The organism is Nitrincola sp. (assembly GCF_048264025.1).
Lineage (GTDB): Bacteria > Pseudomonadota > Gammaproteobacteria > Pseudomonadales > Balneatricaceae > Nitrincola.
Map to the genome: position 1 here is coordinate 134,889 of NZ_JBLXDN010000003.1, position 22,459 is coordinate 157,347.

Annotated in this window: 22 protein-coding genes; 17 read left to right on the plus strand and 5 right to left on the minus strand. The window is 50.4% G+C overall.

Annotated elements, in window-relative coordinates; all coding sequences use genetic code 11:
* Nucleotides 1–6: 6 nt before the first annotated feature.
* From trpA to ACN0R1_RS04150, 8 genes are read left to right on the plus strand one after another with little or no spacing between them, the layout of a single operon-like run.
* A complete protein-coding gene (gene trpA, locus ACN0R1_RS04115) occupies nucleotides 7–810 on the plus strand; it encodes a tryptophan synthase subunit alpha (protein WP_417580212.1) in 804 nt (267 codons plus the stop codon).
* Between the two features lie 32 nt (nucleotides 811–842).
* The gene (gene accD / locus ACN0R1_RS04120; protein ID WP_417580214.1) at nucleotides 843–1,757 is read left to right on the plus strand and encodes an acetyl-CoA carboxylase, carboxyltransferase subunit beta; all 915 of its coding nucleotides are present in this window, start codon (nucleotides 843–845) and stop codon (nucleotides 1,755–1,757) included.
* A gap of 14 nt (nucleotides 1,758–1,771) precedes the next feature.
* On the plus strand, nucleotides 1,772–3,076 hold the full coding sequence (folC, locus tag ACN0R1_RS04125) for a bifunctional tetrahydrofolate synthase/dihydrofolate synthase (protein ID WP_417580216.1): 1,305 nt from the start codon (nucleotides 1,772–1,774) through the stop codon (nucleotides 3,074–3,076).
* On the plus strand, nucleotides 3,060–3,617 hold the full coding sequence (locus tag ACN0R1_RS04130; protein WP_417580218.1) for an SPOR domain-containing protein: 558 nt from the start codon (nucleotides 3,060–3,062) through the stop codon (nucleotides 3,615–3,617). The genes folC and ACN0R1_RS04130 overlap by 17 nt, the downstream gene beginning before the upstream one ends.
* Nucleotides 3,618–3,656: 39 nt before the next feature.
* Nucleotides 3,657–4,154 carry a CvpA family protein gene (locus tag ACN0R1_RS04135; protein WP_417580220.1) on the plus strand — a complete coding sequence of 166 codons (498 nt, stop codon included), beginning with the start codon at nucleotides 3,657–3,659 and terminating at the stop codon, nucleotides 4,152–4,154.
* A gap of 43 nt (nucleotides 4,155–4,197) precedes the next feature.
* Nucleotides 4,198–5,733, plus strand: a complete 1,536-nt coding sequence (purF, locus tag ACN0R1_RS04140; RefSeq protein ID WP_417580222.1) for an amidophosphoribosyltransferase — start codon at nucleotides 4,198–4,200, stop codon at nucleotides 5,731–5,733.
* A gap of 10 nt (nucleotides 5,734–5,743) precedes the next feature.
* Nucleotides 5,744–6,958: an O-succinylhomoserine sulfhydrylase gene (locus ACN0R1_RS04145; protein ID WP_417580224.1), complete on the plus strand. Its 1,215-nt coding sequence runs from the start codon at nucleotides 5,744–5,746 to the stop codon at nucleotides 6,956–6,958.
* Entirely contained in the window at nucleotides 6,927–7,967 is a 1,041-nt protein-coding gene (locus ACN0R1_RS04150; protein ID WP_417580226.1) for a tRNA dihydrouridine synthase, read from the plus strand. Before ACN0R1_RS04145 ends, ACN0R1_RS04150 begins: the two co-directional genes overlap by 32 nt.
* Here ACN0R1_RS04150 and ACN0R1_RS04155 read toward each other — a convergent pair.
* The 3 genes from ACN0R1_RS04155 to acnB form a co-directional block, all read right to left on the minus strand.
* Complete coding sequence (locus tag ACN0R1_RS04155; RefSeq protein WP_417580228.1) at nucleotides 7,949–8,194, minus strand: hypothetical protein; 246 nt, start codon at nucleotides 8,192–8,194, stop codon at nucleotides 7,949–7,951. The two genes, ACN0R1_RS04150 and ACN0R1_RS04155, sit on opposite strands and share 19 nt — an antisense overlap.
* Nucleotides 8,195–8,206: 12 nt before the next feature.
* Nucleotides 8,207–8,629 (minus strand): DUF2185 domain-containing protein, encoded by a 423-nt coding sequence (locus tag ACN0R1_RS04160; protein ID WP_417580230.1) that lies wholly within the window; start codon nucleotides 8,627–8,629, stop codon nucleotides 8,207–8,209.
* A gap of 70 nt (nucleotides 8,630–8,699) precedes the next feature.
* Nucleotides 8,700–11,297 (minus strand): bifunctional aconitate hydratase 2/2-methylisocitrate dehydratase, encoded by a 2,598-nt coding sequence (gene acnB, locus ACN0R1_RS04165; protein WP_417580383.1) that lies wholly within the window; start codon nucleotides 11,295–11,297, stop codon nucleotides 8,700–8,702.
* Between the two features lie 292 nt (nucleotides 11,298–11,589).
* On the opposite strand from acnB, the gene ACN0R1_RS04170 reads away from it, so the two are divergent.
* From ACN0R1_RS04170 to thrH, 9 genes are all read left to right on the plus strand, one after another.
* Entirely contained in the window at nucleotides 11,590–12,057 is a 468-nt protein-coding gene (locus ACN0R1_RS04170) for a hypothetical protein (RefSeq protein ID WP_417580232.1), read from the plus strand.
* A gap of 12 nt (nucleotides 12,058–12,069) precedes the next feature.
* The gene (locus tag ACN0R1_RS04175; RefSeq protein WP_417580234.1) at nucleotides 12,070–13,356 is read left to right on the plus strand and encodes a hypothetical protein; all 1,287 of its coding nucleotides are present in this window, start codon (nucleotides 12,070–12,072) and stop codon (nucleotides 13,354–13,356) included.
* Between the two features lie 45 nt (nucleotides 13,357–13,401).
* Nucleotides 13,402–14,034 carry a hypothetical protein gene (locus ACN0R1_RS04180; RefSeq protein WP_417580236.1) on the plus strand — a complete coding sequence of 211 codons (633 nt, stop codon included), beginning with the start codon at nucleotides 13,402–13,404 and terminating at the stop codon, nucleotides 14,032–14,034.
* Between the two features lie 54 nt (nucleotides 14,035–14,088).
* Entirely contained in the window at nucleotides 14,089–14,451 is a 363-nt protein-coding gene (locus ACN0R1_RS04185) for a roadblock/LC7 domain-containing protein (RefSeq protein ID WP_036521896.1), read from the plus strand.
* Between the two features lie 57 nt (nucleotides 14,452–14,508).
* Entirely contained in the window at nucleotides 14,509–14,970 is a 462-nt protein-coding gene (locus ACN0R1_RS04190) for a PAS domain-containing protein (RefSeq protein WP_417580238.1), read from the plus strand.
* An 11-nt stretch (nucleotides 14,971–14,981) separates the two neighbouring features.
* A complete protein-coding gene (locus tag ACN0R1_RS04195; RefSeq protein ID WP_417580240.1) occupies nucleotides 14,982–15,728 on the plus strand; it encodes a PhnD/SsuA/transferrin family substrate-binding protein in 747 nt (248 codons plus the stop codon).
* 170 nt (nucleotides 15,729–15,898) lie between these two features.
* Nucleotides 15,899–16,999: a DNA-binding protein gene (locus ACN0R1_RS04200; RefSeq protein ID WP_417580242.1), complete on the plus strand. Its 1,101-nt coding sequence runs from the start codon at nucleotides 15,899–15,901 to the stop codon at nucleotides 16,997–16,999.
* 92 nt (nucleotides 17,000–17,091) lie between these two features.
* A complete protein-coding gene (gene cysB, locus ACN0R1_RS04205; RefSeq protein WP_417580244.1) occupies nucleotides 17,092–18,066 on the plus strand; it encodes an HTH-type transcriptional regulator CysB in 975 nt (324 codons plus the stop codon).
* Between the two features lie 32 nt (nucleotides 18,067–18,098).
* A complete protein-coding gene (gene thrH / locus ACN0R1_RS04210) occupies nucleotides 18,099–18,716 on the plus strand; it encodes a bifunctional phosphoserine phosphatase/homoserine phosphotransferase ThrH (protein WP_417580246.1) in 618 nt (205 codons plus the stop codon).
* A 43-nt stretch (nucleotides 18,717–18,759) separates the two neighbouring features.
* Here thrH and ACN0R1_RS04215 read toward each other — a convergent pair whose 3' ends face one another.
* Together ACN0R1_RS04215 and pabB are read right to left on the minus strand one after the other, a co-directional pair.
* Nucleotides 18,760–20,625: a methyl-accepting chemotaxis protein gene (locus tag ACN0R1_RS04215; protein ID WP_417580248.1), complete on the minus strand. Its 1,866-nt coding sequence runs from the start codon at nucleotides 20,623–20,625 to the stop codon at nucleotides 18,760–18,762.
* 189 nt (nucleotides 20,626–20,814) lie between these two features.
* Nucleotides 20,815–22,200, minus strand: a complete 1,386-nt coding sequence (pabB, locus tag ACN0R1_RS04220) for an aminodeoxychorismate synthase component I (RefSeq protein ID WP_417580250.1) — start codon at nucleotides 22,198–22,200, stop codon at nucleotides 20,815–20,817.
* Between the last annotated feature and the right edge of the window lie 259 nt (nucleotides 22,201–22,459).

Sequence of the window (22,459 nt, forward strand, 5' to 3'; positions counted from 1 at the left end):
AAACCGATGAGTCGATTACAAAAACGTTTTGAAAGTTTGCGAGCCAGTGGTCGCAAAGCGCTGATTCCTTTTGTTACAGCGGGCGACCCGAATCCTGACGTGACCCTGCCGCTGATGCATGCCTTGGTTAAAGCCGGTGCTGATGTCATTGAGCTGGGTGTGCCTTTCTCCGATCCAATGGCTGATGGTCCAGTGATACAGCTAGCCTGTGAGAGAGCCCTGGTGCATGGTGTACGCTTGTTGGATGTCATTGCCATGGTGGCTGAGTTCAGAAAAACGGATACCGAGACACCTGTTGTACTCATGGGTTACCTGAATCCGATTGAAGCTATAGGTTACGAGAATTTTGCTGATCATGCGGTGGCCGCCGGTGTGGATGGTGTACTGACAGTGGACCTTCCACCCGAAGAATCGCACGACACCAGTCGCATGTTTACTGAAAAAGGACTGGATACCATCTATTTGATATCGCCAGCCACTTCGGATGCACGTCTGCATCAGATCTGTGCGTTGGGTACAGGTTATCTTTATTATGTTTCAGTTAAGGGTGTAACTGGCTCAGCGGCGCTGAATGTTGGTGAAGTTGCTGCTAAAATAGATCACGTTAGGGGTATGACTGATGTCCCACTGGCGGTAGGCTTCGGTATTCGTGATCCTGAGTCAGCCAAAGCCATAGCATCAGTGTCTGATGGAGTGATCGTCGGTAGTGTGCTGGTTAACCGGATTGCTGAGCTGGCCGAAACACCGGAACAGATACCTGAACAGGTTGGCCAACTGATTGCGGCAATGCGATCAGCCATGGATGCCTGAAACCAAATTTTAAACCGGAAATGTGATTAACGATGAGTAGCTGGCTGGATAAAATTGTTCCTTCTCTGGTAAAACGCACAGAACGCAGACACAGCAGTGTGCCTGAAGGGCTATGGGAAAAGTGTCCCAAGTGTGATTCGGTACTTTATAAGCCGGAACTGGATAAAAATCTGAACGTCTGCCCAAAATGTGATCATCACATGCGTATTGGTGCACGCCGTCGTCTGGATATCTTCCTTGACCCTGACAATCGTGTCGAAATCGGTGCAGAGGTATTGCCGGTCGATCGTCTTAAGTTCAGAGATTCTAAAAAGTATAAAGACCGTCTGACAGCGGCTGAAAAAGACACCGGCGAAACCGATGCGCTGGTCGCTATGCGCGGTACTTTGGATGGCTCACCGGTCGTGGCTGTGGCCTTTGAATTCCGTTTTATGGGCGGCTCCATGGGCGCGGTGGTCGGTGAACGCTTCGTTCGTGCGGCTCATCTTGCACTCGAAGAACGCATTCCATTGATTTGCTTCTCCGCTTCTGGCGGGGCACGTATGCAGGAAGCACTGTTTTCTCTGATGCAGATGGCTAAAACCAGTGCCGCGTTGGAGAAAATGCGTCAGGCCGGTGTGCCCTACATTTCAGTGCTAACGGATCCAGTTTATGGTGGCGTATCCGCCAGTCTGGCGATGCTGGGCGATCTGAATATTGCCGAGCCCAATGCGCTGATCGGTTTTGCCGGTCCGCGTGTGATTGAGCAGACCGTACGAGAGAAGTTGCCTGAAGGTTTTCAGCGCAGTGAATTTTTGTTGGAACATGGTCAGGTGGACATGATTATCCAGCGTAGTGAAATGCGCACGCGGCTGGCCTCCTTGCTAAGTAAATTGACGGGTGTTTCCACCGCTTGTCTGATACCGGCTAACGCTGATCAGCCAGATGCTGAAATGCCAGAACACTGATTCGGGGCGTCGGCGTGTCACAAAAACAACCCACCACTGATGCCAGTCTGGATCAGTGGTTAAGCTATATTGAAGCCTGTCATCCAGCCGAAATTGAACTGGGTCTTGAGCGTATGCGTCAAGTCGCTGGTCGGTTACCCCTTGATCTGAGTGGTAGCTTTAAGGTGGTTGTGGCCGGTACTAATGGCAAAGGCACCAGTATTCGTATGCTGGAGTCGATCCTTCAGCAGGCGGGGCTCAGGGTAGGCACTTACACGTCACCGCATTTCCTGCGTTACAATGAACGCATAACCCTGTTTGGACAAGCTGTAGATGATGCACTGATCTGTGCTGCATTCTCACAAGTGGAAGCCGCACGCCAGGGTGTGCCACTGACCTATTTTGAATATGGTACGTTAGCCGCGCTGATCATTTTTAGTGACGCCGTGCCGGATGTGCTGTTACTGGAAATTGGCTTGGGCGGGCGCCTGGATTCGGTGAATCTGGTCGATGCGGATGTTGCGCTGGTCACCACCATTGCCCTGGATCATACCGATTGGCTAGGGCCGGATCGTGAATCGATAGGTTTTGAAAAAGCCGGTATTTTTCGTGCAGGTGGTCTGGCCGTGTGTGGTGATCCACAACCGCCAGCCAGCTTGCTGAAGCATGCCGCCAAGCTGGCGGTTGACCTGCGGACTAACGGACAGGCTTACCAGTATAGCCTGGAAGCGAATGATCTCTGGACCTGGCAGGGGCAGGATCTGGCAGGAAGCACCCAAGTGCTGTCATCCTTGCCACGTCCCAGCTTGCCCATACAGAACGCAGCGGCTGTATTGCAAGTGTTGCAGTTGATGCCTTTTACTATCGAAAAGCAGTCGCTGTCGGCGGGTCTGGTCAATGCGCGATTAACCGGGCGCATGCAGCCAGCTAGCCTGGCCGGCTATCCTTGTATACTGGATGTAGCACACAATCCGGAAGCAGCTGTCTATTTGGCTACCAGACTGAGTCAGCCAGCCGTGACGCCCACGCACTTATTATTGGGAATGCTGGCTGACAAAGATATGGCTAGCGTTTGTGAAGCCTTACTGCCGGTCGTTGATCACTGGCACTTGGTGACACTGAGCAATCCCAGGGGAGCCAGTGCTGCTCAACTGAAACAGCTACTCAATAAGCTTGGTGTCCCTTCGTCATCAATGGCAGAATATGACAGTGTCGATACGGCGCTGGCAGCGTTGCCGTCGCAGTTGACCCCTACATCGCGGTTAGTGATAGCAGGCTCTTTTTTTACAGTAACAGATGCATTGAAAACAGTTGAGTGGGTCGATGGACGTCAGGGATAATTTAAAACAGCGCTTGATTGGAGTCGTGGTTCTACTGCTGATCGGTATTGCATTTTTCCCATTGGTTTTCAATGCAGCGGGCTATGAAGAGCGTCAGTTAGAATCTCGTATTCCAGCCGCACCTGAAGTGGTTCGGGTGGTGCAGACTGAAATGCCGCCGCCAGTTACAATTGAGCAAGCACCTGTAGCGCCGGTTACAGAAGCGCCGGTGGTGTCTGCACCTGTTGCTGAAATAACCGAATCTCTGGAGGCTCTACGTCCCAGCCTTAACCCGGCTGAAGAGGCACCAACACTGGATGCTGATCAGGTGCCCGCTGCCTGGGCGTTGCAGTTGGCCAGTTTTCGTCAGGAATCCAATGCGCGCGAGCTTAGAGCGCGTCTGATCAGTGCCGGTTATCGGGTCTATATTCGTCACGGAGAAGATGTAGTCCGAGTATTCGTTGGTCCGGAGATGCAACGTGGTCGCCTGGAAGAGCTGAAACTACTGCTGCAACAGGAATATGGTTTGGAAGGCATGATTGTGCGTTTTACCACACAATAGTCAAACAATGAATACTGGCAGGGTTGAAGGCGCTTGATAATGAACTGGGTTGATTGGGTAATTCTGGCAATTGTGCTGATCTCTTCGGTGATGAGTTTACGCCGTGGCTTTATCCGCGAAGCTGTATCATTGATAACCTGGGTGGCCGCCTTTATTGTCGGCCGCTTGTTTTATCAAGTGCTGGCAGAGATTATTGCTGGCTATTTCGATGCTGCCCCCTCAGTACACCAGCTGGTGGCGTTTCTTATTTTGTTCATTGCAACGTTGATTGTTGGCAATTTGATTGGCAGTTTGATCAGTTCACTGGTCAAAATAACCGGGCTTTCTGCCACTGACCGTGTTTTGGGCGTGGGCTTCGGAGCCTTGCGTGGTGGTTTGGTTGTGGTGATTATGCTGGTATTGTTGAAAATGACACCAGCCACACAGGACCCTTGGTGGAACGACTCCGTGTTGATTCCGCATTTTTTGGTTATGGAAACCTGGTCGCGGGATATGGCCAGAGATATTGGCCAGATGATCTGGAGCGCAGGAAGCTGATGTTCAGTAAAGCTAACAAATTATCACCTCAGAGGTTGAATTCATGTGCGGTATAGTTGGCATTTTTGCCAGAAGCTACGTTAACCAGACTCTTTTTGATGCCCTGACTGTCTTGCAACACCGTGGGCAGGATGCGGCTGGTATCGTTACATCTGAAGGTAATCGCTTCTTCATGCGTAAGGATAATGGCCTGGTTAATGAAGTGTTTCGGACTCGCCACATGAAGCGGCTGGTGGGTAACCTGGGCATAGGACATGTGCGTTATCCGACAGCTGGCAGCTCCAGCTCGGCCGAAGCCCAGCCCTTTTACGTCAATTCACCCTACGGCATCGCTCTGGCACATAATGGTAATCTGACCAATGCTGAGCAACTGGCCGATGATATTTTTCGTGCCGATCTGCGTCACATCAACACCACCTCAGACTCTGAAGTGCTGCTTAATGTGTTTGCGCATGAGTTGCAGCAGCTTGGCAAGTTGAATCCTTCACCCGAAGATATCTTTGCGGCGGTATCCAAAGTACATCAGCGTTGTCAGGGTGGCTATGCGGTCGTAGCGATTATTACCGGCTACGGTGTGCTGGCATTCCGTGATCCGCATGGTATTCGCCCGCTGGTGTATGGCAAGCGGATAGTGAATGGTCAGGCTGAATATATGGTGGCTTCAGAGAGTGTTGCATTGGATACTTCCGGATTTGAACGGGTCCGCGATATCATTCCTGGCGAAGCGATATTTATTGACCGTGATGGTGGTTTACATCTGCAGCAGTGCACCCAGCAACAAACCCTGGCTCCATGTTTGTTTGAATATGTATACCTGGCACGACCTGACTCCATTATTGATGGTGTATCGGTGCATGAGTCGCGGATGCTGATGGGTGTGCGCCTGGCAGAAAAAGTACTCAAGGAGATGCCCCATCACGATATTGATGTGGTTATTCCGATTCCGGATACCAGCCGCACTGCCGCCTTGGAAATGGCCCACAGTCTGGGGGTTACCTTCCGAGAAGGTTTTATCAAGAACCGTTATATCGGCCGCACCTTTATCATGCCGGGGCAGACCCTGCGCAAAAAATCGGTGCGCCAGAAGTTAAACCCCATTGCCAGCGAATTCAAAGACAAGGTGGTGATGTTGGTGGATGACTCGATTGTGCGGGGAACCACCTCCAAGCAGATCATTGAAATGGCACGTGATGCCGGTGCACGCAAAGTCTATTTTGCTTCGGCCGCACCGGAAGTGCGTTTCCCCAACGTCTATGGTATCGATATGCCCACAGCATCTGAATTGGTCGCCCATGGACGCACGGCCAAAGAGGTCGGTGACTATATTGGTTGTGACTGGATGCTCTATCAGGACCTGGATGATCTAAAATCCTGTGTCACCCAGTTGAATCCGGCAATTACTGCCTTCGATACCTGTGTGTTTGATGGGCAGTATATCACTGGTACTGTGGACCGAGCCTATCTGGATCGTCTTGAGAAAAAACGTAGTGATGATGCCAAAAATCCGGTGAATAACACTGATCCGGATGCTGATATCGATAGCGATACCTCGGCTGATCTGCACACCCGAATAGAATGAGGAAGAGTTAATGGCCAAGGGTTTTGAGCGTGATGCCCGCATCCAGTTTTCCCGTGAAGACTGTGAGATGGATACACTGGCCGTACGTGCCGGTCAGTGGCGAACGGATGAGGGTGAGCATGGTGATCCAATCTTCACCACCTCCAGCTTTGTGTTTTCCAGCGCCAGGGAAGCGGCCGCTCGTTTTAGTGGTGAGGAGCCGGGCAATATTTATTCCCGCTTCACCAATCCGACGGTGCGTGCTTTTGAACAACGCATTGCCGCGATGGAAGGGGGGGAGCGTGCTGTTGCCACGGCATCAGGCATGGCGGCGATCCTGAGTCTGGGGCTGGCGCTGCTGAAGTGTGGCGATCATGTGGTCTGTTCACGCAGTGTATTCGGTTCTACCGTTTCCCTGTTCGACAAGTATTTCAGTCGTGCCGGTATTCAAACCAGTTTTGTCGACCCGACTGACCTGAGTGCCTGGAAAGCAGCGATTCGACCTGAGACACGCTTGCTGTTTCTGGAAACGCCATCCAACCCGCTGGCTGAGCTGACAGATATAGCGGCTGTGGCAGAAATTGCCCATGCACATAATGCCTTGCTAGTGGTGGATAACTGCTTTTTGACCCCTGCGCTGCAACGTCCTTTGGCATTGGGAGCGGATGTGGTGATGCACTCAGCGACCAAGTACCTGGATGGGCAAGGACGCTGTGTAGGCGGCGTACTGGTAGGGCGTGATAAAGAGATGGAAGAGGTGTTTGGTTTCATCCGCACCGGTGGCAGTTGTATGAGTCCGTTTAATGCCTGGGTATTTATGAAGGGACTGGAAACCTTACCCTTGCGCATGCGAGCGCATAGTGAGAGTGCGCTGATTCTGGCTCAGTGGCTACAGCAGCAGCCAGGTATCCGCAAAGTCTATTATTCCGGCTTACCGGATCATCCGCAGCATGCACTGGCCTGTCGTCAGCAGAAAGGCTTTGGAGGCGTGTTGGCCTTTGAGGTTGATGGTGATCGTGATGCGGCCTGGCGTTTTATTGATGCCACTGAGGTGGTGTCTATAACCGGTAATTTGGGCGATGTTAAAACCACCATTACCCATCCTGATACTACCACCCATGGGCGTATGACGGCTGCAGATAAAGCCCAGGCTGGTATCCGCGATAACCTCATTCGTCTCTCCGTGGGTTTGGAATCGGTTAAAGATCTGCAGGATGACCTACGCAGAGGGTTGGCAGCACTTTGACAAACGCTGTGCTATGAGCCGTTTATACCTGGCACCCATGGAAGGGGTGCTGGATTATACGCTGCGCGATCTACTCACCTCTGTACCGGGCATAGACCAATGTGTCACCGAGTTTATCCGGGTGACAGATAGGCTGCTGCCTTCCTCTGTTTTTTACCGAATGGCCCCTGAGTTGCATCAACAGGGGTGTACTCGTTCGGGAGTTCCTGTGTATCTGCAATTGCTCGGCAATCACCCGTCACTGATGGCTGATAATGCTGCCAAAGCGGCAGAGCTGGGAGCCCCTGGCATCGATCTGAATTTTGGTTGCCCGGCCAAAACGGTGAATAAAAGCCGTGGGGGCGCCGTGCTGTTAACCGAGCCTGATCTGTTGCATGAGATAGTAGCCGCGGTGCGTCGAGCTGTTCCTGCCAGTATTCCTGTGACGGCCAAAATGCGCCTGGGCTATGTAGATAAGGCTTTGGCGATAGAGAATGCGCAGGCGATTGAAGCCGCGGGTGCGTCAACCTTGACGGTGCATGCCAGGACTAAACTGGAGGGTTATAAGCCACCGGCACACTGGGAGTGGATCGCGCGTATCCGTGAACAGGTAACCTTGCATCTGGTGGCTAACGGTGAAGTCTGGAGTGCTGAGGATTATCAACGCTGTCGGCATCTGTCCGGCTGTGACGATGTGATGCTGGGGCGCGGCATACTGAGTAACCCTTTTCTGGCTGAAGAATTATCGGGTAGAGCTGTAGCACTACCCCAGCCTGACGCCTGGCAGAGGCTATTGCCGATGCTGGAGATCTATCACCGTCAGGTGATAGATAACTTATCTGAGCGCCATGTCCATGGGCGTATCAAGCAGTGGTTAAACATGCTGCAGTGGTACTTTCCTCAAGCTCAGGTGTTGTTCACCGAGATTCGCAGTGAACGTGATCCACTAGCGATACTGCAGCGCATTATACAGCAGCAACAGAGAGGGCTCAGGAGGACTGAACCCCAGGATCATTCACTCTCAAGCTGACGTCGTTGTTGTTCAAGTTGCTGCTGCTCTTGCCAGGCTTCATACATTTCTTCATCACTGGGCTGGGTGATGGCCGAATACCAAACTGGCGAAGTGCCGAGTAAAAAGCCAGCGACGGCCAAGGCAATACCCAGCGTTTTGATTTTTGGTTTGATCGACAGGCCGACCAGTACAATAATCACACCAATAAAGTGCAGCGCATAGGTGCTGAATGAAGATAGTTCCATGGTAAAAAATCCTTAACTGCGTTCGCGGGATGACAGGAAATCTTCAATATCATTAGTGATCTTAACATCGGTCCGCGGTACAGGAATAGTGAAGTCATGCACCTGCTGCCACTCTGACGAGTCGGGAGTGCGCTCCCATACGGTGCCAGCGTTATATTGAACCAGTTCGGGTAGGGCTGGGTCCAGCTGACAAATTTTTTCCAAGGGTACTGGGATCAGGTTTAGCTGTTCATCACTCAGAAATTCTTCTGTTTCATAACCAGTAAACATGCGCCAGCCGGTATCATTTAAGTGTTCGGGCACGGTTTTATACATAAAACGCACGGGCAGTTTTTCATCAAATACCAGCTTTGAAACCAGCGCCAGAAAACCATTCTTGGTTTGCGCTGTTTCATAACCGGGTTCTGGAGCCGTGTCAGGATTCAGGGGTTTCATAGGGTCCTCATTATATAAAAAACCCCGGCAGGAGCCGGGGTTTCGGTATGGCTTAACGCTTAGTTTAGCGTCAGACAGCGGCGGTTGGAATCACAGAAGCCGCTTTATCGACATACTTTTCCATCTGATCGAAATTCAGGTAGCGGTAAATTTCACCCGCCATGCTATCGATCCTGTTGGCATAAACCATGTATTCCTCGACACTTGGCAGTTTGCCTTCCAGGGCGGCAACCGCGGCCAATTCAGCTGATGCCAGATACACGTTAGCGCCATTACCTAAACGGTTCGGGAAGTTACGTGTAGAGGTGGATACCACGGTCGCCTTGTCAGCTACGCGTGCCTGGTTACCCATGCACAGTGAGCAGCCTGGCATTTCCATGCGTGCACCGGCTTTGCCAAAGATGCTGTAGTAGCCTTCTTCAGTCAATTGTGCCTGATCCATCTTGGTCGGTGGAGAGATCCACATCCGGGTCGGGATAGTCTTACCAGAGGCTTCCAGTAATTTACCGGCTGCACGGAAGTGACCTATGTTGGTCATGCAGGAGCCGATAAACACTTCGTCGATTTTATCGCCGGCCACATCAGACAGCAGACGGGCATCGTCAGGGTCATTTGGTGCACAGAGGATAGGCTCTTTGATCTCAGCCAGATCAATCTCAATCACGGTGTGGTAGTCGGCATCTTTGTCAGCACGCATCAGTGATGGATTAGCCAGCCACTCTTCCATGCCTTTAATACGACGCTCGATGGTACGTACATCGCCGTAACCTTCAGACAGCATCCATTTCAGCATGACGATGTTAGAACGCAGGTATTCCGCTACAGAATCCTCTGACATGTTGATGGTGCAGCCAGCCGCAGAACGTTCGGCTGAGGCATCAGACAGTTCAAAAGCCTGCTCGACGGTCAGATCTTCCAGACCTTCAATCTCTAAGATGCGGCCAGAGAAGACGTTTTTCTTACCGGCTTTAGCAACGGTCAGGTGACCTGCTTTGATCGCATAGTAAGGAATCGCATGTACCAGATCACGCAGGGTGATACCGGCATTACGCTTGCCTTTGAAACGCACCAGAACTGACTCAGGCATATCCAGCGGCATCACACCGGTTGCGGCAGCAAAGGCGACCAGACCGGAACCAGCAGGGAAAGAAATACCCAGTGGGAAACGGGTGTGAGAGTCACCACCGGTACCGACGGTGTCAGGCAGCAGCATGCGGTTCAGCCAGGAGTGAATGATACCGTCGCCAGGGCGCAGCGCGACACCACCACGGTTCATGATGAAATCAGGCAGGGTGTGGTGGGTGTTCACATCAACGGGCTTAGGGTAAGCCGCTGTGTGGCAGAATGACTGCATAACCAGGTCGGCAGAGAAGCCTAAGCAGGCCAGATCTTTCAGTTCATCGCGGGTCATAGGACCGGTAGTGTCCTGTGAGCCAACAGTTGTCATTCTAGGTTCGCAGGAAGTGCCTGGACGTATGCCGTCAACACCACAAGCTTTACCCACCATTTTCTGTGCAAGCGTAAAGCCTTTGGTGGATTCAGCTGGCTGCTCTGGCGTGCGGAACAGGTCAACCGGTGGCAAGCCGAGAGCTTCACGTGCTTTTTGGGTCAGACCGCGACCAATGATCAGCGGAATACGACCACCGGCACGGACTTCATCCAGCAGCATCTGAGTTTTCAGTTCAAAGCGACACAGCTCTTCGCCAGTCTCATGGTTTTTAGCCACGCCTTCATACGGATAGATGTCGACTACATCGCCCATGTGCATTTTTTCCACATCCATTTCGATCGGCAGGGCGCCAGCATCTTCCATGGTGTTGTAGAAAATGGGTGCAATCTTGCCACCAAAGCAGAAACCACCGGCGCGCTTGTTGGGGATGTTTGGCATATCATCGCCAAAGAACCACAGCACAGAGTTGGTAGCTGATTTACGTGATGACCCGGTACCGACGACATCACCGACATAGGCGACCGGGAAGCCTTTGGCTTTGACCGCTTCGATCTGTTTCAGTGGGCCTGTGACACCAGGTTCAACTGGTTCAATGCCTTCACGCTCCATTTTCAGCATGGCGTTGGCGTGCAGCGGAATATCCGGACGTGACCAGGCATCCGGTGCGGGGGACAGATCGTCGGTGTTGGTTTCACCTGGGACTTTGAATACAGTTACGGTGATTTTTTCAGGTACTTCAGGCTTGGAGGTGAACCACTCGCCAGCGGCCCAAGAGGCCATCACATCTTTGGCAAAACTGTTTCCAGCGTCGGCTTTTTCCTGAACATCATGGAATGCATCAAACATCAGCAGGGTATGCGACAGTGCTTTAACGGCAATGGCCGCCAGCTTGTCGTTATCCAATGCGGCAATCAGCGGCTGAATATTATAGCCACCCAGCATGGTGCCCAGCAGTTCAACAGCTTTTTCTGGGGTGATTAATGGCGATGTTACCTCGCCTTTGGCGATGGCATCGAGAAATCCGGCCTTAACATAAGCGGCTTGATCCACCCCTGCAGGAACACGATTGCTCAACAGATCAAGAAGGAACTCTTCCTCACCTGCTGGTGGGTTTTTCACCAGCTCAACCAGTGCGGCAGTCTGCTCTGGATCCAGTGGTTTTGGTGGGATGCCTTCTAAGGCACGTTCTTCTACATGTTTACGGTAAGCTTCAAGCACGATATAGCCCTCATCTGTTGTCACTACCGAACATCGGCAAAACATCCGCCGATGTCGTTTCGAATTTGTTATCGAATGGTGATTGGCGCTGTGAATTCTAGCTTATAGGGGGGGTAAAGTTAAGTTTTGTCGACAATCCTGAGGTTATACTTTGGATAAAGACGGGGGTGAAAAAGGCTGTTTCGGGCCAGCAAATTGACACGAATCAAGTAAACGTTGATCTCTGATTGCAAGGTTTTCAGGCGATGCGTATAAATAACCCATGCGTTATTAAGTCCATGAGGCTGCCAACATGAATACACTAAATGTACCTGTATCTGATTCTGACAGATTTGCTGAAAAACTGCAGATCTGTTTTGAACTGCAAAAAAGTCGTTCACTGATTTGTGAGCAAGCCGATTCAGAACTAGGGTTGTGTTATTCGTCACGCTATATCAGTGCCGTGCCAAAACACCTGAGAACGCATATACGCAGAATTTATTTTGCGATACGTAAAGGTGATTCAGGGCGGTTGACTGGTGCACTTATCGATCTGTTTTTGGTGCTGCGTGGAAAAGGCCGTGCGTTAGTCAATCGGATTATTGATCAGGCAGAGCCTTTACTAGATAAACCAACTCTATCTGCTTTGCGAAAATTTGCTGATACCTCCGATTTTCGTTTTATCCGCAATCTGCCGTTGCAGTATTCGGTGCTGGTGAATGGCAGCTTGTCTATATCGCCACAGTGCTTTAATCCTGCTCAGTTTGAAGAATGTGCATAAGGAAATCGGTCCGTGGCGATTCAACAACCCTATAAAATCGGACTGTCCGGATTTGGTAAATCAGAGCAAACCATGCTGGAGCTTTTTTTCAATAGCCGGCATCAAAAAGTGTTTGTTCTGACCCAGCCTGATAAAGCCGATGTGCTGCTGGTGGATCTGTCTGGTGCCGCCGGTGAGATGCAGTTTCTTAAGTTGCTGCGACAGCACCCCGCCTGTGCTGGACTTCCCGGTATCGCCTTGACTGAAGGCGGCGATGTGCCTCAAGGGTTTATTGAGTTAAAGCGCCCACTGACCCTGAACGGACTGTCAACCGAGCTCGAGCATTTAACTCGGGTGCTGCAAAAACACGACCCAGTAAAGCTGGTAGCATCCGATAGAGATACCGTATTTGCCGAGTGGCAGGCGCGCAAGCAAGCGGGTCTTGACGCTATGCAAAAATGGAATAAAGGCAAGCAGCTTTCTGATTCGGGCAAGACGCTATTTCCTCTGGATCGACATGGTGTACAAGAAGTTATATCAAAAGCCCATTTGGTGATGGCGCATCGACGCCATGAAAGCACAGAGAAAAAAGTGCCAGATACTGTTGAAGAATCGGTCGATGTTGTCGATGAAAGTGCTGCTGAAATGCCAGTTGCTGAGAAACCCGGTGCGAAGCCTGTTGTTGAGCAAGCCACTGAAAAAGTGGACCGGAAACGTCTTGATCAAGACAGTGTCAATGATTATTGCGGCCACCTTCCGGATCAGGATCTGACTGAACCGAGCGGGCTGCGGCGTGTGCATTTTAATATGGAAAGCAGCCTGTTGCCCTGGGTGGTGCTGGCCGTTAAAACAGGTCGGCAAAGTAAGCAGGCGCAACAGGTGTCCGGTTTACCTGGCGTGCTGATATACCTCCCGGAAGCTGACTGTTTTTACTGTGATCTGGACGCTGAACTGTTGCTGCACATGGCTAGAGCAAGATTTGGTCTGGATGAGCTTTTTCTGACAAAGCTAGAGCCTTCAGCCTATGTGCTTGGAGAAACTGGTCGGCATATTGCAGCCGATCAGTTGTTATGGAAGCTGGCGTTGTTGACTTCTCGTGGGCGTATTCCGGAAACAATAGACCTTAATAAACCGGTGCAACTGATACGCAAACCGGATTTTTCTGTGTTCGAGTTGACGCCCCATGCCAGAACCCTGGCGGAACTCTGGTTTAGTAAACGCCTTAGCCCCAGGCAGGTACTGTCTGAGTTGGCCGTACCGCAACGTTTTGTGTTTACATTTTTAGTGGCAGCGGATGCTGTTGGATTTTTTAACCCTTAGCAGCGATGGTCTGCACCCCATCTGGAATGAAATCGGAGTTCGACTGTGAATCAAGACCAGAGTGAAGTTACAGAGTTTTTTCAGGTGACCCCCAGTGGATCCTATTATGCGACCCTAAGTCCGGAAGTGGATGAGCGTCGAGCTTTGTTGTTGCAGCTCCTCAGTGCGGATACCCATGTGCCTTATTTTCCGGCGGTACTGAAAAAACTGACTGGCTATAGCGAAAAAGAGGCCCAGGAGTTAATGAGCTGGTTGATGGAAAGAGGTTTCCTGCAGCTCACCACGGAACCTGAAGCGGTACCAACGGGTTCAATTGAGCAACTGCTGCCTGAATATTTACCTCAACTGGCAGAAGGGCGCGTATTGCTCGCTGACGAGCAGGGTTTCTGCCTGGGGCAGTCAGGCTATGCTGATGAAGAGGCTGAAGCTCTGGCAGCGCTGTCTGCCGACATTGTATTGATGCATGAACGTCATCAACGTCTGCTGCGGGAACACCTGGGTTTCAATAGTGTATCTTGGGGTCTGCTGGATGCAGCTGGCCACAGTGAACTGGGCTTCTGGACTCTGCATGTGGGTCATCAGAAGTTTCTATTGGTTCTGGAGGGGATGCCAACACTGAACCGTCAGTCCTTTGTCAATCTGCTTTCGGTGCTCATGCGCCGTTATCTGGATTACTGAAAAAACGGAAAATTCAACTGCGACATTTGTGCTAACGGCGTAAAGGAGATAACGATGCGCTCAGAAATGCTTACTTCCATTCTTAATGATCTGAACAGTACTTCGGCTGAGATTGAAGCATCTGCGGTGATTTCTACGGATGGTCTGATGATCGATTCAATGCTACCTGCGTCTATGGACGAAGATAGTGTAGGTGCCATGAGTGCAGCAATGCTGTCATTGGGTGAACGAACTGCCCAAGAACTGGCACGTGGGGAGCTGGAGCAAGTCCTGGTTAAGGGTAAGGCTGGCTATATTTTAATGACTCACGCAAACAAAGATTCAGTATTGACGGTTGTCGCGAAAACCAATGCGCGTCTTGGGCTTATCTTCCTGGATGTGAAACGTGCAGCGGAAGCTATCGGTAAGATTCTGTAAGTCACGTAGAGGCGCCTCTCAACAGAGGCGTGCTGAGTTCAGCGGGGGATATGAACTATGTCAGAACAAGATACCGGTCAGGTACGGGAAGCGTTGATTCGTTATTATGACGGAACGGAACGTATGGCAACTATTGTGGATAAGGAAGTCCCTTATCCCGACGGTAAGCTGATAGTATCCAGAACCGACCCGCAGGGTATTATTACCCATGCAAATCAAGCATTCGTGGACATGTCCGGGTACAGCCGTGAAGAGTTAATTGGTACTAATCATTATATTCTTCGCCATCCGGATATGCCGGCTGTGGCATTCAAGGGCTTGTGGGACACTATGGCCGAAGGTAAAAAGTGGCAGGGCTTTGTAAAGAATTTGCGCAAAGATGGTACTTATTACTGGGTTAAGGCGACAGTTATTCCCAATATGCGAAATGGCGAACTGGTTGGATATACCTCGGTAAGACGCAAGCCTTCCCGAAGTAAAATTCGTGAAAGTGAAGCCCTCTATGCGACACTGATGTAAAGGAGTTGTGCATGCCCTTAAATCTTACGGTGAGTCCGGATTTTGCACCGGATCATATATCCGGATGGTTTTATTTTAATACCTACCTGCAGCGTAAACTGGGTATTCCCATTCATCTCGAACTCTATGACAGCTTTGAGAAGCAGCGCAATGATATCCGCGCTGGCAAGGTCGATTTGATCTACGCTAACCCCTATGATGCCTCCATGCTAGTCAGGGAGCTGGGCTTTAAAGCTTTGATGAAACCTGCGCATAAAGCAGATGAAACAATCATTGCGGTATCGGTATCCTCATCGGTTGATAAGGTTGAAAATCTGCAGCCGGGCAGTGTTATTGCTACCACGGATGATCCTGATGTGCACACCATGGGCATGATCATGCTGGAATCTGCAGATCTCGATGCGGATAACATCACCGTTAAAACGCTGAAAAACTATGTGCTGGTGGCAAAAAACCTGCTCAAGGGTGAAGCTGATGCCGGGTTCTTCCTTAAGCAGGCTTATGATGAACTGTCAGAGCTGATTCGCAGCGAGATGAAACCATTGGTCAGCAGTCAGATCGGTGTTATTCATCATGTGTTGTTGGCAGGGCCGTCATTTAAAGAGCATGAAACGGCGCTGACAAGTGTTTTGCTGGACATGCCGGGTGATGAGAAAGGGCGCGGTGTATTGCAGAACATGGGCCTGGTTGGTTGGGAGTTGATGAGCGAAGAAGATAGTGAGTTCATGATTGACTTGATCGATACCCTGATCGACTGATTCAACGTTACCCGAACACGGAAGGTTTGTCCTGGTCTTCCCGTGTTCGGGATCTAATCCACTGTAAAACAGATGCCCTGTTGATGTATCCTTACCCTCTCTACACTGAAGAGGGTGCTGTCGTCTTGCCCTCATTTTTTACCTGCTTTTAATCTGGTTAAATAGACTGCATGGATACTGAACAACTAAAAACACAAGTTTTTGAACTGGCTGATGAGCAGTTGCTCTCAGGCAATTTCCCCCAGGCTGAAATGCTGGCAGAACAGCTGACGAGTCCATTGGATGAGGTGAGTGTTTTACTTGCCCAGTGGCGTAGCGAGTTACCGCAGCGTGTAGTGGTAACTGATCGTGATCTGAAAATGCCGGGTATGCCGGATACCTTGGCACAGTCTTTTGTGCGTATATGGCATCAAGCGGTACAGGAAGCCCAGTCGCGAGTATCTCTGACTCGCCAGCGCACAGACATAGGTGTCGAAGTCGAGAAACGCAGTACCGATGAGGCCCTACAAAGATCTCAGCATCAGCATCAGGAGATGGAAGCGCGTTACCGCGAGCAAACTTTCAAGCTTGAAGAAAGCTATGAGCATGTTAAAGCGCTGGATGCTGAAATCACAGTGTTAAAAACCAATTTATCCAGTGAAACCAATATCCGCAAAAAAGAGGAAAAAGCCCGGTCAACACTGGAGCATGAGCTGGCACAGCTGAGAAAATCGCATGAAGATGCTCGGCGTATGTTTGACCAACGCCTTAAAGATGAACAGCGGCATATGCTTGAGACGCTGGCCAAAGAGGAAGTGGATACCCGCTATTATCGCAATGCGTTAGAGAAAGTGCGTGAAGAAGCAGGTAAAAAAGAGTCTGAACTCACTCGAGAAATTCATGATCTTCAGGCCCGTATGGCACGTAAAGACGTTAAAAATGAAACGCTGAAGTCACAACTCAAAAGCCAGGAAACCGAGTTGTTGAAAATGCGCCAGGAGAGTGCGTTATTGCAGCGAGACATGACTAAAATGAACAGTCAGCTGCTTGCTGAACTTAACAAAACCAAGCGACTAGAAACTAAGCTCAAAGAATTGCAGGAAGATATCCGACGCAATAATCAAAAAAATATTTCTTACACTAACGAAGCGGCCAAGCGTGATAATTTGTTGCGTGCCCAGTTAATGGAGAAAGAAGAAATGCTGGTCAGAGCTGAGGCAAAAATTAATTCGTTGGAGAAGCGCTTGATTAGTGGAGATGAAGAGATCCGCAGACTCAACTCGCGGTTCTAATCAGGCATTGGTGATGTATTGGCGTTGCTAACGTATTTTGTTATTCTTTGCGGTTATATAAAAATCAATATTCTCTACTCGGGTAAAGATAAATGAAACTCCAGCAGCTCAGGTACATCTGGGAAGTCGCCAAGCATGATCTTAATGTCTCGGCTACGGCCCAAAGTCTGTATACCTCTCAACCGGGTATCAGTAAGCAGGTGCGTTTGCTTGAAGATGAGCTGGGTGTTGAGGTTTTTGCCCGCAGTGGCAAGCATTTGACTCGGGTAACCCCAGCGGGTGAAGCCATTTTGCAGATCGCCGGTGAGATTTTACAGAAAGTCGATAGCATCCGTCAGGTTGCCCAGGAGTTCAGTGACGAGCGTAAGGGTAGTTTGAGTCTGGCTACAACTCATACCCAGGCACGTTATGCACTGCCACCCACGATTAACCAGTTTATTAAAATGTATCCTGATGTTGCCTTGCATATGCATCAGGGTACGCCGATGCAAATTTCCGAGATGGCGGCGGATGGCGAAGTGGATTTTGCTATAGCGACTGAAGCGCTGGCACACTTCCCGGATCTGATCATGATGCCTTGCTACCACTGGAATCGCTCTGTTGTTGTCCCTAAAGATCATCCATTGGCACAGGTGGGGGAACTGACATTGGAAGAGCTAGCCAAACACCCGATTGTCACCTATGTATTTGGTTTTACCGGACGTTCCAAACTGGATGAAGCCTTTATTAACAAAGGACTGGAACCCAAGGTGGTGTTTACCGCCGTCGATTCTGATGTGATCAAAACCTACGTTCGTCTGGGCTTGGGAGTGGGTATTATTGCGACGATGGCGGTGGAGCCAGAGCATGACAGTGATCTGGTTGCGCTGGATGCTTCACATCTGTTTGAAGCCAGCACTACGCGTATTGGCTTCAGGAAAGGTACCTATCTGCGCGGTTATATGTATGACTTCATTCGTTTATTTGCACCACACCTGACACTGGATATGGTTGAGAGAGTACAAGCCTGCAACAATCGGCACGAGATAGACGATTTGTTTAAGGACATCTCTTTGCCTCAGCATTAATCATTTATTTAACTCTGTACTGGAGACCTTGCATGGAACTGGCCTGTCTTGATCTTGAAGGCGTCTTAATTCCCGAAATCTGGATCGCGTTTGCCGAAGAGACTGGCATAGATGCGTTAAAGGCAACCACACGGGATATTCCCGATTATGATGAGCTGATGCAGCAACGCTTACGCATTCTGGATGAACAGGGTTTCACCCTGCCGCAAATACAGGATACGATCAGTCGACTGAAACCGCTGGACGGGGCGGTGGAGTTTGTGGACTGGCTACGTGAGCGTTTTCAGCTGGTCATTTTGTCAGATACGTTTTATGAGTTTGCTCAGCCGCTCATGCGTCAACTGGGCTTTCCAGCGCTGCTTTGTCATAAACTGAATGTTGATGACACCGGACGTATAACCGGTTATACCCTGCGCCAGCGCGACCCGAAGCGTCAGTCAGTGCGTGCTTTCCAGTTGTTGAATTACCGAGTGATTGCGGCAGGCGATTCCTATAATGACACCACTATGTTGACGCAGGCTGAAGCCGGGATTCTGTTCCATGCGCCTGAGAATGTCATCCGTGAGTTTCCACAGTTTCCGGCGGTGCACACTTATGGCGACCTGAAAAAAGCTTTCCTGGCCGCCAGTAATCGGGATCTAACCCTTTAACCCTTTAACCCTTTTTAACCGCACATCAACTTTGTCAGGCAGATTACACCTTAAATCTGTCTGACAATTGATGCAGTGAGTTAGCCACCTGTTTTAGATCAGCGGCTCGGCTGCCAGTCAGACCGGCTTGATCCGTTAGGTTATCGGCCAGCACCTTGATTTGCTCTGTGTTGCTACTGATTTCAGTGGTCACAGCATTTTGTTCCTCAACCGCACTGGCAATCTGTATCGCCATTTCACTGATGGTCCCGCTCGCTTCATCGATGGTCTGGAGTTGCTGTTCGGCTTGTTCGGCACTTTCGACATTGATACGGGCTTGCTTCTGGCTCTGTCCCATCAGCGCAACGGCTTTTTGGGTGGCGCTTTGCAATTCGGTAATCATGCCGCGAATATCATCCGTCGCTTTATGACTGCGTTGCGACAGAGTGCGCACCTCATCTGCAACTACAGCAAAGCCACGTCCTTGATCTCCTGCTCGGGCCGCTTCAATGGCTGCATTTAATGCCAGCAGGTTGGTCTGTTCGGCAATGCCCTGAATGTTGTCCAGAATACTGCTGATGCTCTGCACCTGTTGCTCAACCGTGTTAATAGCATCTGTGCTGTCGGAAATCTGCCGAGTTAGCATTAGTGTCTGCTCACGATTTTCCTTGACCATTACAAGACCTCTTTGTGTGGACTCGGACGATTGACGGGCAATTTCGGCTGTTTGTTCAGCATTACGGGCGATCTCAGCTGTAGCGGAGGACATCTGCTGTGCAGCGGCAGCCAATTGCGTCAGTTCTTCTTTCTGTCGTGTCAGTTGTTCGAGGTTATTGTGCACATCTTCAACACTGCGCCCGGATTCTTGATTTAATTGTTCAGTTAGAACGATCATTTCACTCACGGTCGACTGTAGCTGTGCAACGAAGCGATTAAACGCCAAACTCATACGACCAAATTCATCGGCTGATTCCACTTCAAGTCGGTGGGTGAGGTCGCCCTCTCCCTGAGATATATCATCCAGAGCCAGTGCCAGGTGTTTTAGTGGGCGGGTCTGGTAGTTAACCAGCAGGTAGAGCACTAGCGCTGAGATTACCAGTACAGCTAAGCTGAGCAGCAGCAGGGTGGTGGTTAACTGGTTTAAAGCCTCCATGGCTTCGTTGCGTTTTACCAGTAGTAAAAAGGTCCAGTCAGCTTCGGCAATATAGGTGGCTGACATTAACCAGATTTCACCTTCATAAGCTATTTCCACCACATCCTGATTGGCTGGAAGGGGGGTGTCGGGTAGAAGCTGGCTTATTGTCTGTTGAACCCGGCTTTTATCTGGATGGGCAATCAGGGTCTGCTTGCCATCCAGCATCCAGAGTTGTGATGTCCAGCGTGATTCCAGGGTTAACAGTTCTCGAATAATAGCATCGATGCTGATGTCGCTGCCGATAACCCCCTGGATGGAGTTTTGTAACGGGATAGCCAGCGAAATAATCATTTCACCGCTGCCGGCATCAGCATAAGGTGAGGTGACAACCAGTGAATTGGTGGCCATGGCTTGTTGGTACCAGGGACGAGTACGGGGGTCATAGTCTGACGGCAGATTGGATTCAGGACGTGATTGCCACATTTCTCCCTCGGCGGTTCCGGCATAGACCAGATCGAATTGGCCAGCATCGCGAGAATAGGTCAGAAATTTTTCGGCATCCGCGCGTTGAGTTGGAAGCTCCCGACTCAGGCTGACAACCAGATCTGATTTTGCCGCCAGCCAGCCGTTGGCAAAGGTTTTGGCGTTGCGCAGGGTGTTGTGAATTTCACTCTGAACGGCTTGATTGACTTCAGTATTCAGCAGGCGGTGAGCCAGAATGCTGAGCGCCAATAGAGAAAGCACAAGTAGCAATAACATGGAGCAAAGTAACTTGGATTGAAAACTGAGTTTCATGACAAGGTCTCTTGGTCAAAAAGGCTAAAACAGGCAAACCTCTGCCACTTAATCATCCTTGTCTGGATTTTGGTAACCCAGTTTACAGTCTGACATATGCTGCCGAACTTTCGGGGGGGCGGATTGTATATCAAAGTATAGAAGTATACTTGTTGAAATGTGTAGAAATTATGACAAAGATCCAGTCGATTAGTATTTATGAATGTTCTGCAGTGCGTTAAGCAGATTGTTCACCTTGCTGAAGGTTTCCGCATATTCAGCATCGATATCTGAATCAGCAACAATACCACCGCCTGCCCAGCAATGAATCTTGTTTGCACTGCAGACCAGTGTGCGAATAGTGATGCTGCTATCCATTCGGCCGCACGCACTGAGATACGCGATCGATCCACAATAGGCAGAGCGGCGATGAGGCTCCAGCTCATCAATGATTTCCATGGCACGTATTTTCGGGGCACCGGTGATGGAACCGCCAGGGAAGCATTCACGCAACAAATCCAGGGGGGTAAATCCATTTTCCAGCTGTCCGGTAACACTACTGACCAGGTGGTGAACATTGGGATAGCTTTCCAGCGCAAACAGTTCAGGTACCTCGACACTGCCTGGCTGGCAAACCTTGCTCAGATCATTTCGTAGCAGATCCACAATCATGACATTCTCTGCACGGTCTTTGTCAGAGTTGATCAGTTCGGCTGCCAGTTGTGCATCCTCGAGGCTGTTCGTGCCACGCGGGCGGGTCCCTTTGATCGGGCGGGTTTCCACGCGTCCGTTATTATCACAGCTGAGGAAGCGCTCAGGTGAGAGGGACAAAAGTGCGCCCTGGTCCAGGTCCAAATAAGCCGCAAAGGGGGTTGGTGCTACCTGTCGCAGGCTTTTCCAGGCCTGCCAGGGATCTCCCTGGCAGGGTGCAGTGAAACGTTGTGCCAGGTTGATCTGGTAACAATCACCGGCCTGAATATAGGCATGGATGCGCTCAAGGGCATGACGGTAGTCAGTGGCACTCATATTGCTGCTAAAAGCTTCAGTTAACCTGAAAGGGTCTGTATCTGCAGACACGACATCGGCTGGGCTGATGGCGAGGCGAGACAGAAAGGTCTCAGTGACAGCCTCATCGGCCAGTACATGTACCATCAGCCAGCTTTTACCCTGCTGGTGATCGATGACTACCGCCTGTAGATAAAGACCTACCACCAAGTCTGGTAGATCAATATCAGCTTTAGCCTGGGAGGGTAGTTGTTCCAAGTGCCGGTTTAGGTCATAGCCGAAGTAACCGATAAGCCCGCCATTGAAGGGCGCTGGTTGATCCTTTAAGTCACCTAATTCAGCTACCCAGCGCTTGAGCAAAGAAAAAGCTTCCTCTGTGCTGGGCTGCCAGCTTGATTCACCCTCACGTATCTCAAGCCCCTGTGTCGTCAACTGTAAGGTTTTCGACGGTGCCGCGGTAATCAGGTCAAAGCGACCATAACGGCTGTCCGGATGGCAGCTATCCAGAATGACGGCCTGACCGAGCGAACGCAGTTGCTCAAAAACCTGGCTAGCTTTTAATGGATAGGGGAGAGGGTAATAGCTGATCACTGTCGACACCGGCGAATAAAAACGCAAATTCTACCTGTCTGCGAAGTAGCTGGCGAGTCTGTTCAGCACAGATCCAAACATGCATTTCTGGTGTGACTGAAATCCCTGTTTGATTGCAAGGCTAGTGAATCAACCAGAGCCATGTCAGTGGTGCCCCTATTAGCCACATTATTCAGTATACTTTTGTCTAGTGTTGACATATTTAGCCAAAAACTCTGTTGACGCGATGATTTTGGCTCGGTAAGGTTGCTTTAAATAA

Excerpts from the sequence above, each read along its gene's own strand:
- accD (WP_417580214.1), top strand. The coding sequence starts at position 843 with ATGAGTAGCTGGCTGGATAAAATTGTTCCTTCTCTGGTAAAACGCACA.
- cysB (WP_417580244.1), top strand. The coding sequence starts at position 17,092 with ATGAAACTCCAGCAGCTCAGGTACATCTGGGAAGTCGCCAAGCATGAT.
- purF (WP_417580222.1), top strand. The coding sequence starts at position 4,198 with ATGTGCGGTATAGTTGGCATTTTTGCCAGAAGCTACGTTAACCAGACT.
- ACN0R1_RS04195 (WP_417580240.1), top strand. The coding sequence starts at position 14,982 with ATGCCCTTAAATCTTACGGTGAGTCCGGATTTTGCACCGGATCATATA.
- ACN0R1_RS04200 (WP_417580242.1), top strand. The coding sequence starts at position 15,899 with ATGGATACTGAACAACTAAAAACACAAGTTTTTGAACTGGCTGATGAG.
- ACN0R1_RS04145 (WP_417580224.1), top strand. The coding sequence starts at position 5,744 with ATGGCCAAGGGTTTTGAGCGTGATGCCCGCATCCAGTTTTCCCGTGAA.
- ACN0R1_RS04150 (WP_417580226.1), top strand. The coding sequence starts at position 6,927 with ATGACCTACGCAGAGGGTTGGCAGCACTTTGACAAACGCTGTGCTATG.
- ACN0R1_RS04130 (WP_417580218.1), top strand. The coding sequence starts at position 3,060 with ATGGACGTCAGGGATAATTTAAAACAGCGCTTGATTGGAGTCGTGGTT.
- ACN0R1_RS04190 (WP_417580238.1), top strand. The coding sequence starts at position 14,509 with ATGTCAGAACAAGATACCGGTCAGGTACGGGAAGCGTTGATTCGTTAT.
- ACN0R1_RS04215 (WP_417580248.1), bottom strand. The coding sequence starts at position 20,625 with ATGAAACTCAGTTTTCAATCCAAGTTACTTTGCTCCATGTTATTGCTA.
- ACN0R1_RS04170 (WP_417580232.1), top strand. The coding sequence starts at position 11,590 with ATGAATACACTAAATGTACCTGTATCTGATTCTGACAGATTTGCTGAA.
- ACN0R1_RS04135 (WP_417580220.1), top strand. The coding sequence starts at position 3,657 with ATGAACTGGGTTGATTGGGTAATTCTGGCAATTGTGCTGATCTCTTCG.
- ACN0R1_RS04185 (WP_036521896.1), top strand. The coding sequence starts at position 14,089 with ATGCGCTCAGAAATGCTTACTTCCATTCTTAATGATCTGAACAGTACT.
- ACN0R1_RS04160 (WP_417580230.1), bottom strand. The coding sequence starts at position 8,629 with ATGAAACCCCTGAATCCTGACACGGCTCCAGAACCCGGTTATGAAACA.
- thrH (WP_417580246.1), top strand. The coding sequence starts at position 18,099 with ATGGAACTGGCCTGTCTTGATCTTGAAGGCGTCTTAATTCCCGAAATC.
- trpA (WP_417580212.1), top strand. The coding sequence starts at position 7 with ATGAGTCGATTACAAAAACGTTTTGAAAGTTTGCGAGCCAGTGGTCGC.
- ACN0R1_RS04155 (WP_417580228.1), bottom strand. The coding sequence starts at position 8,194 with ATGGAACTATCTTCATTCAGCACCTATGCGCTGCACTTTATTGGTGTG.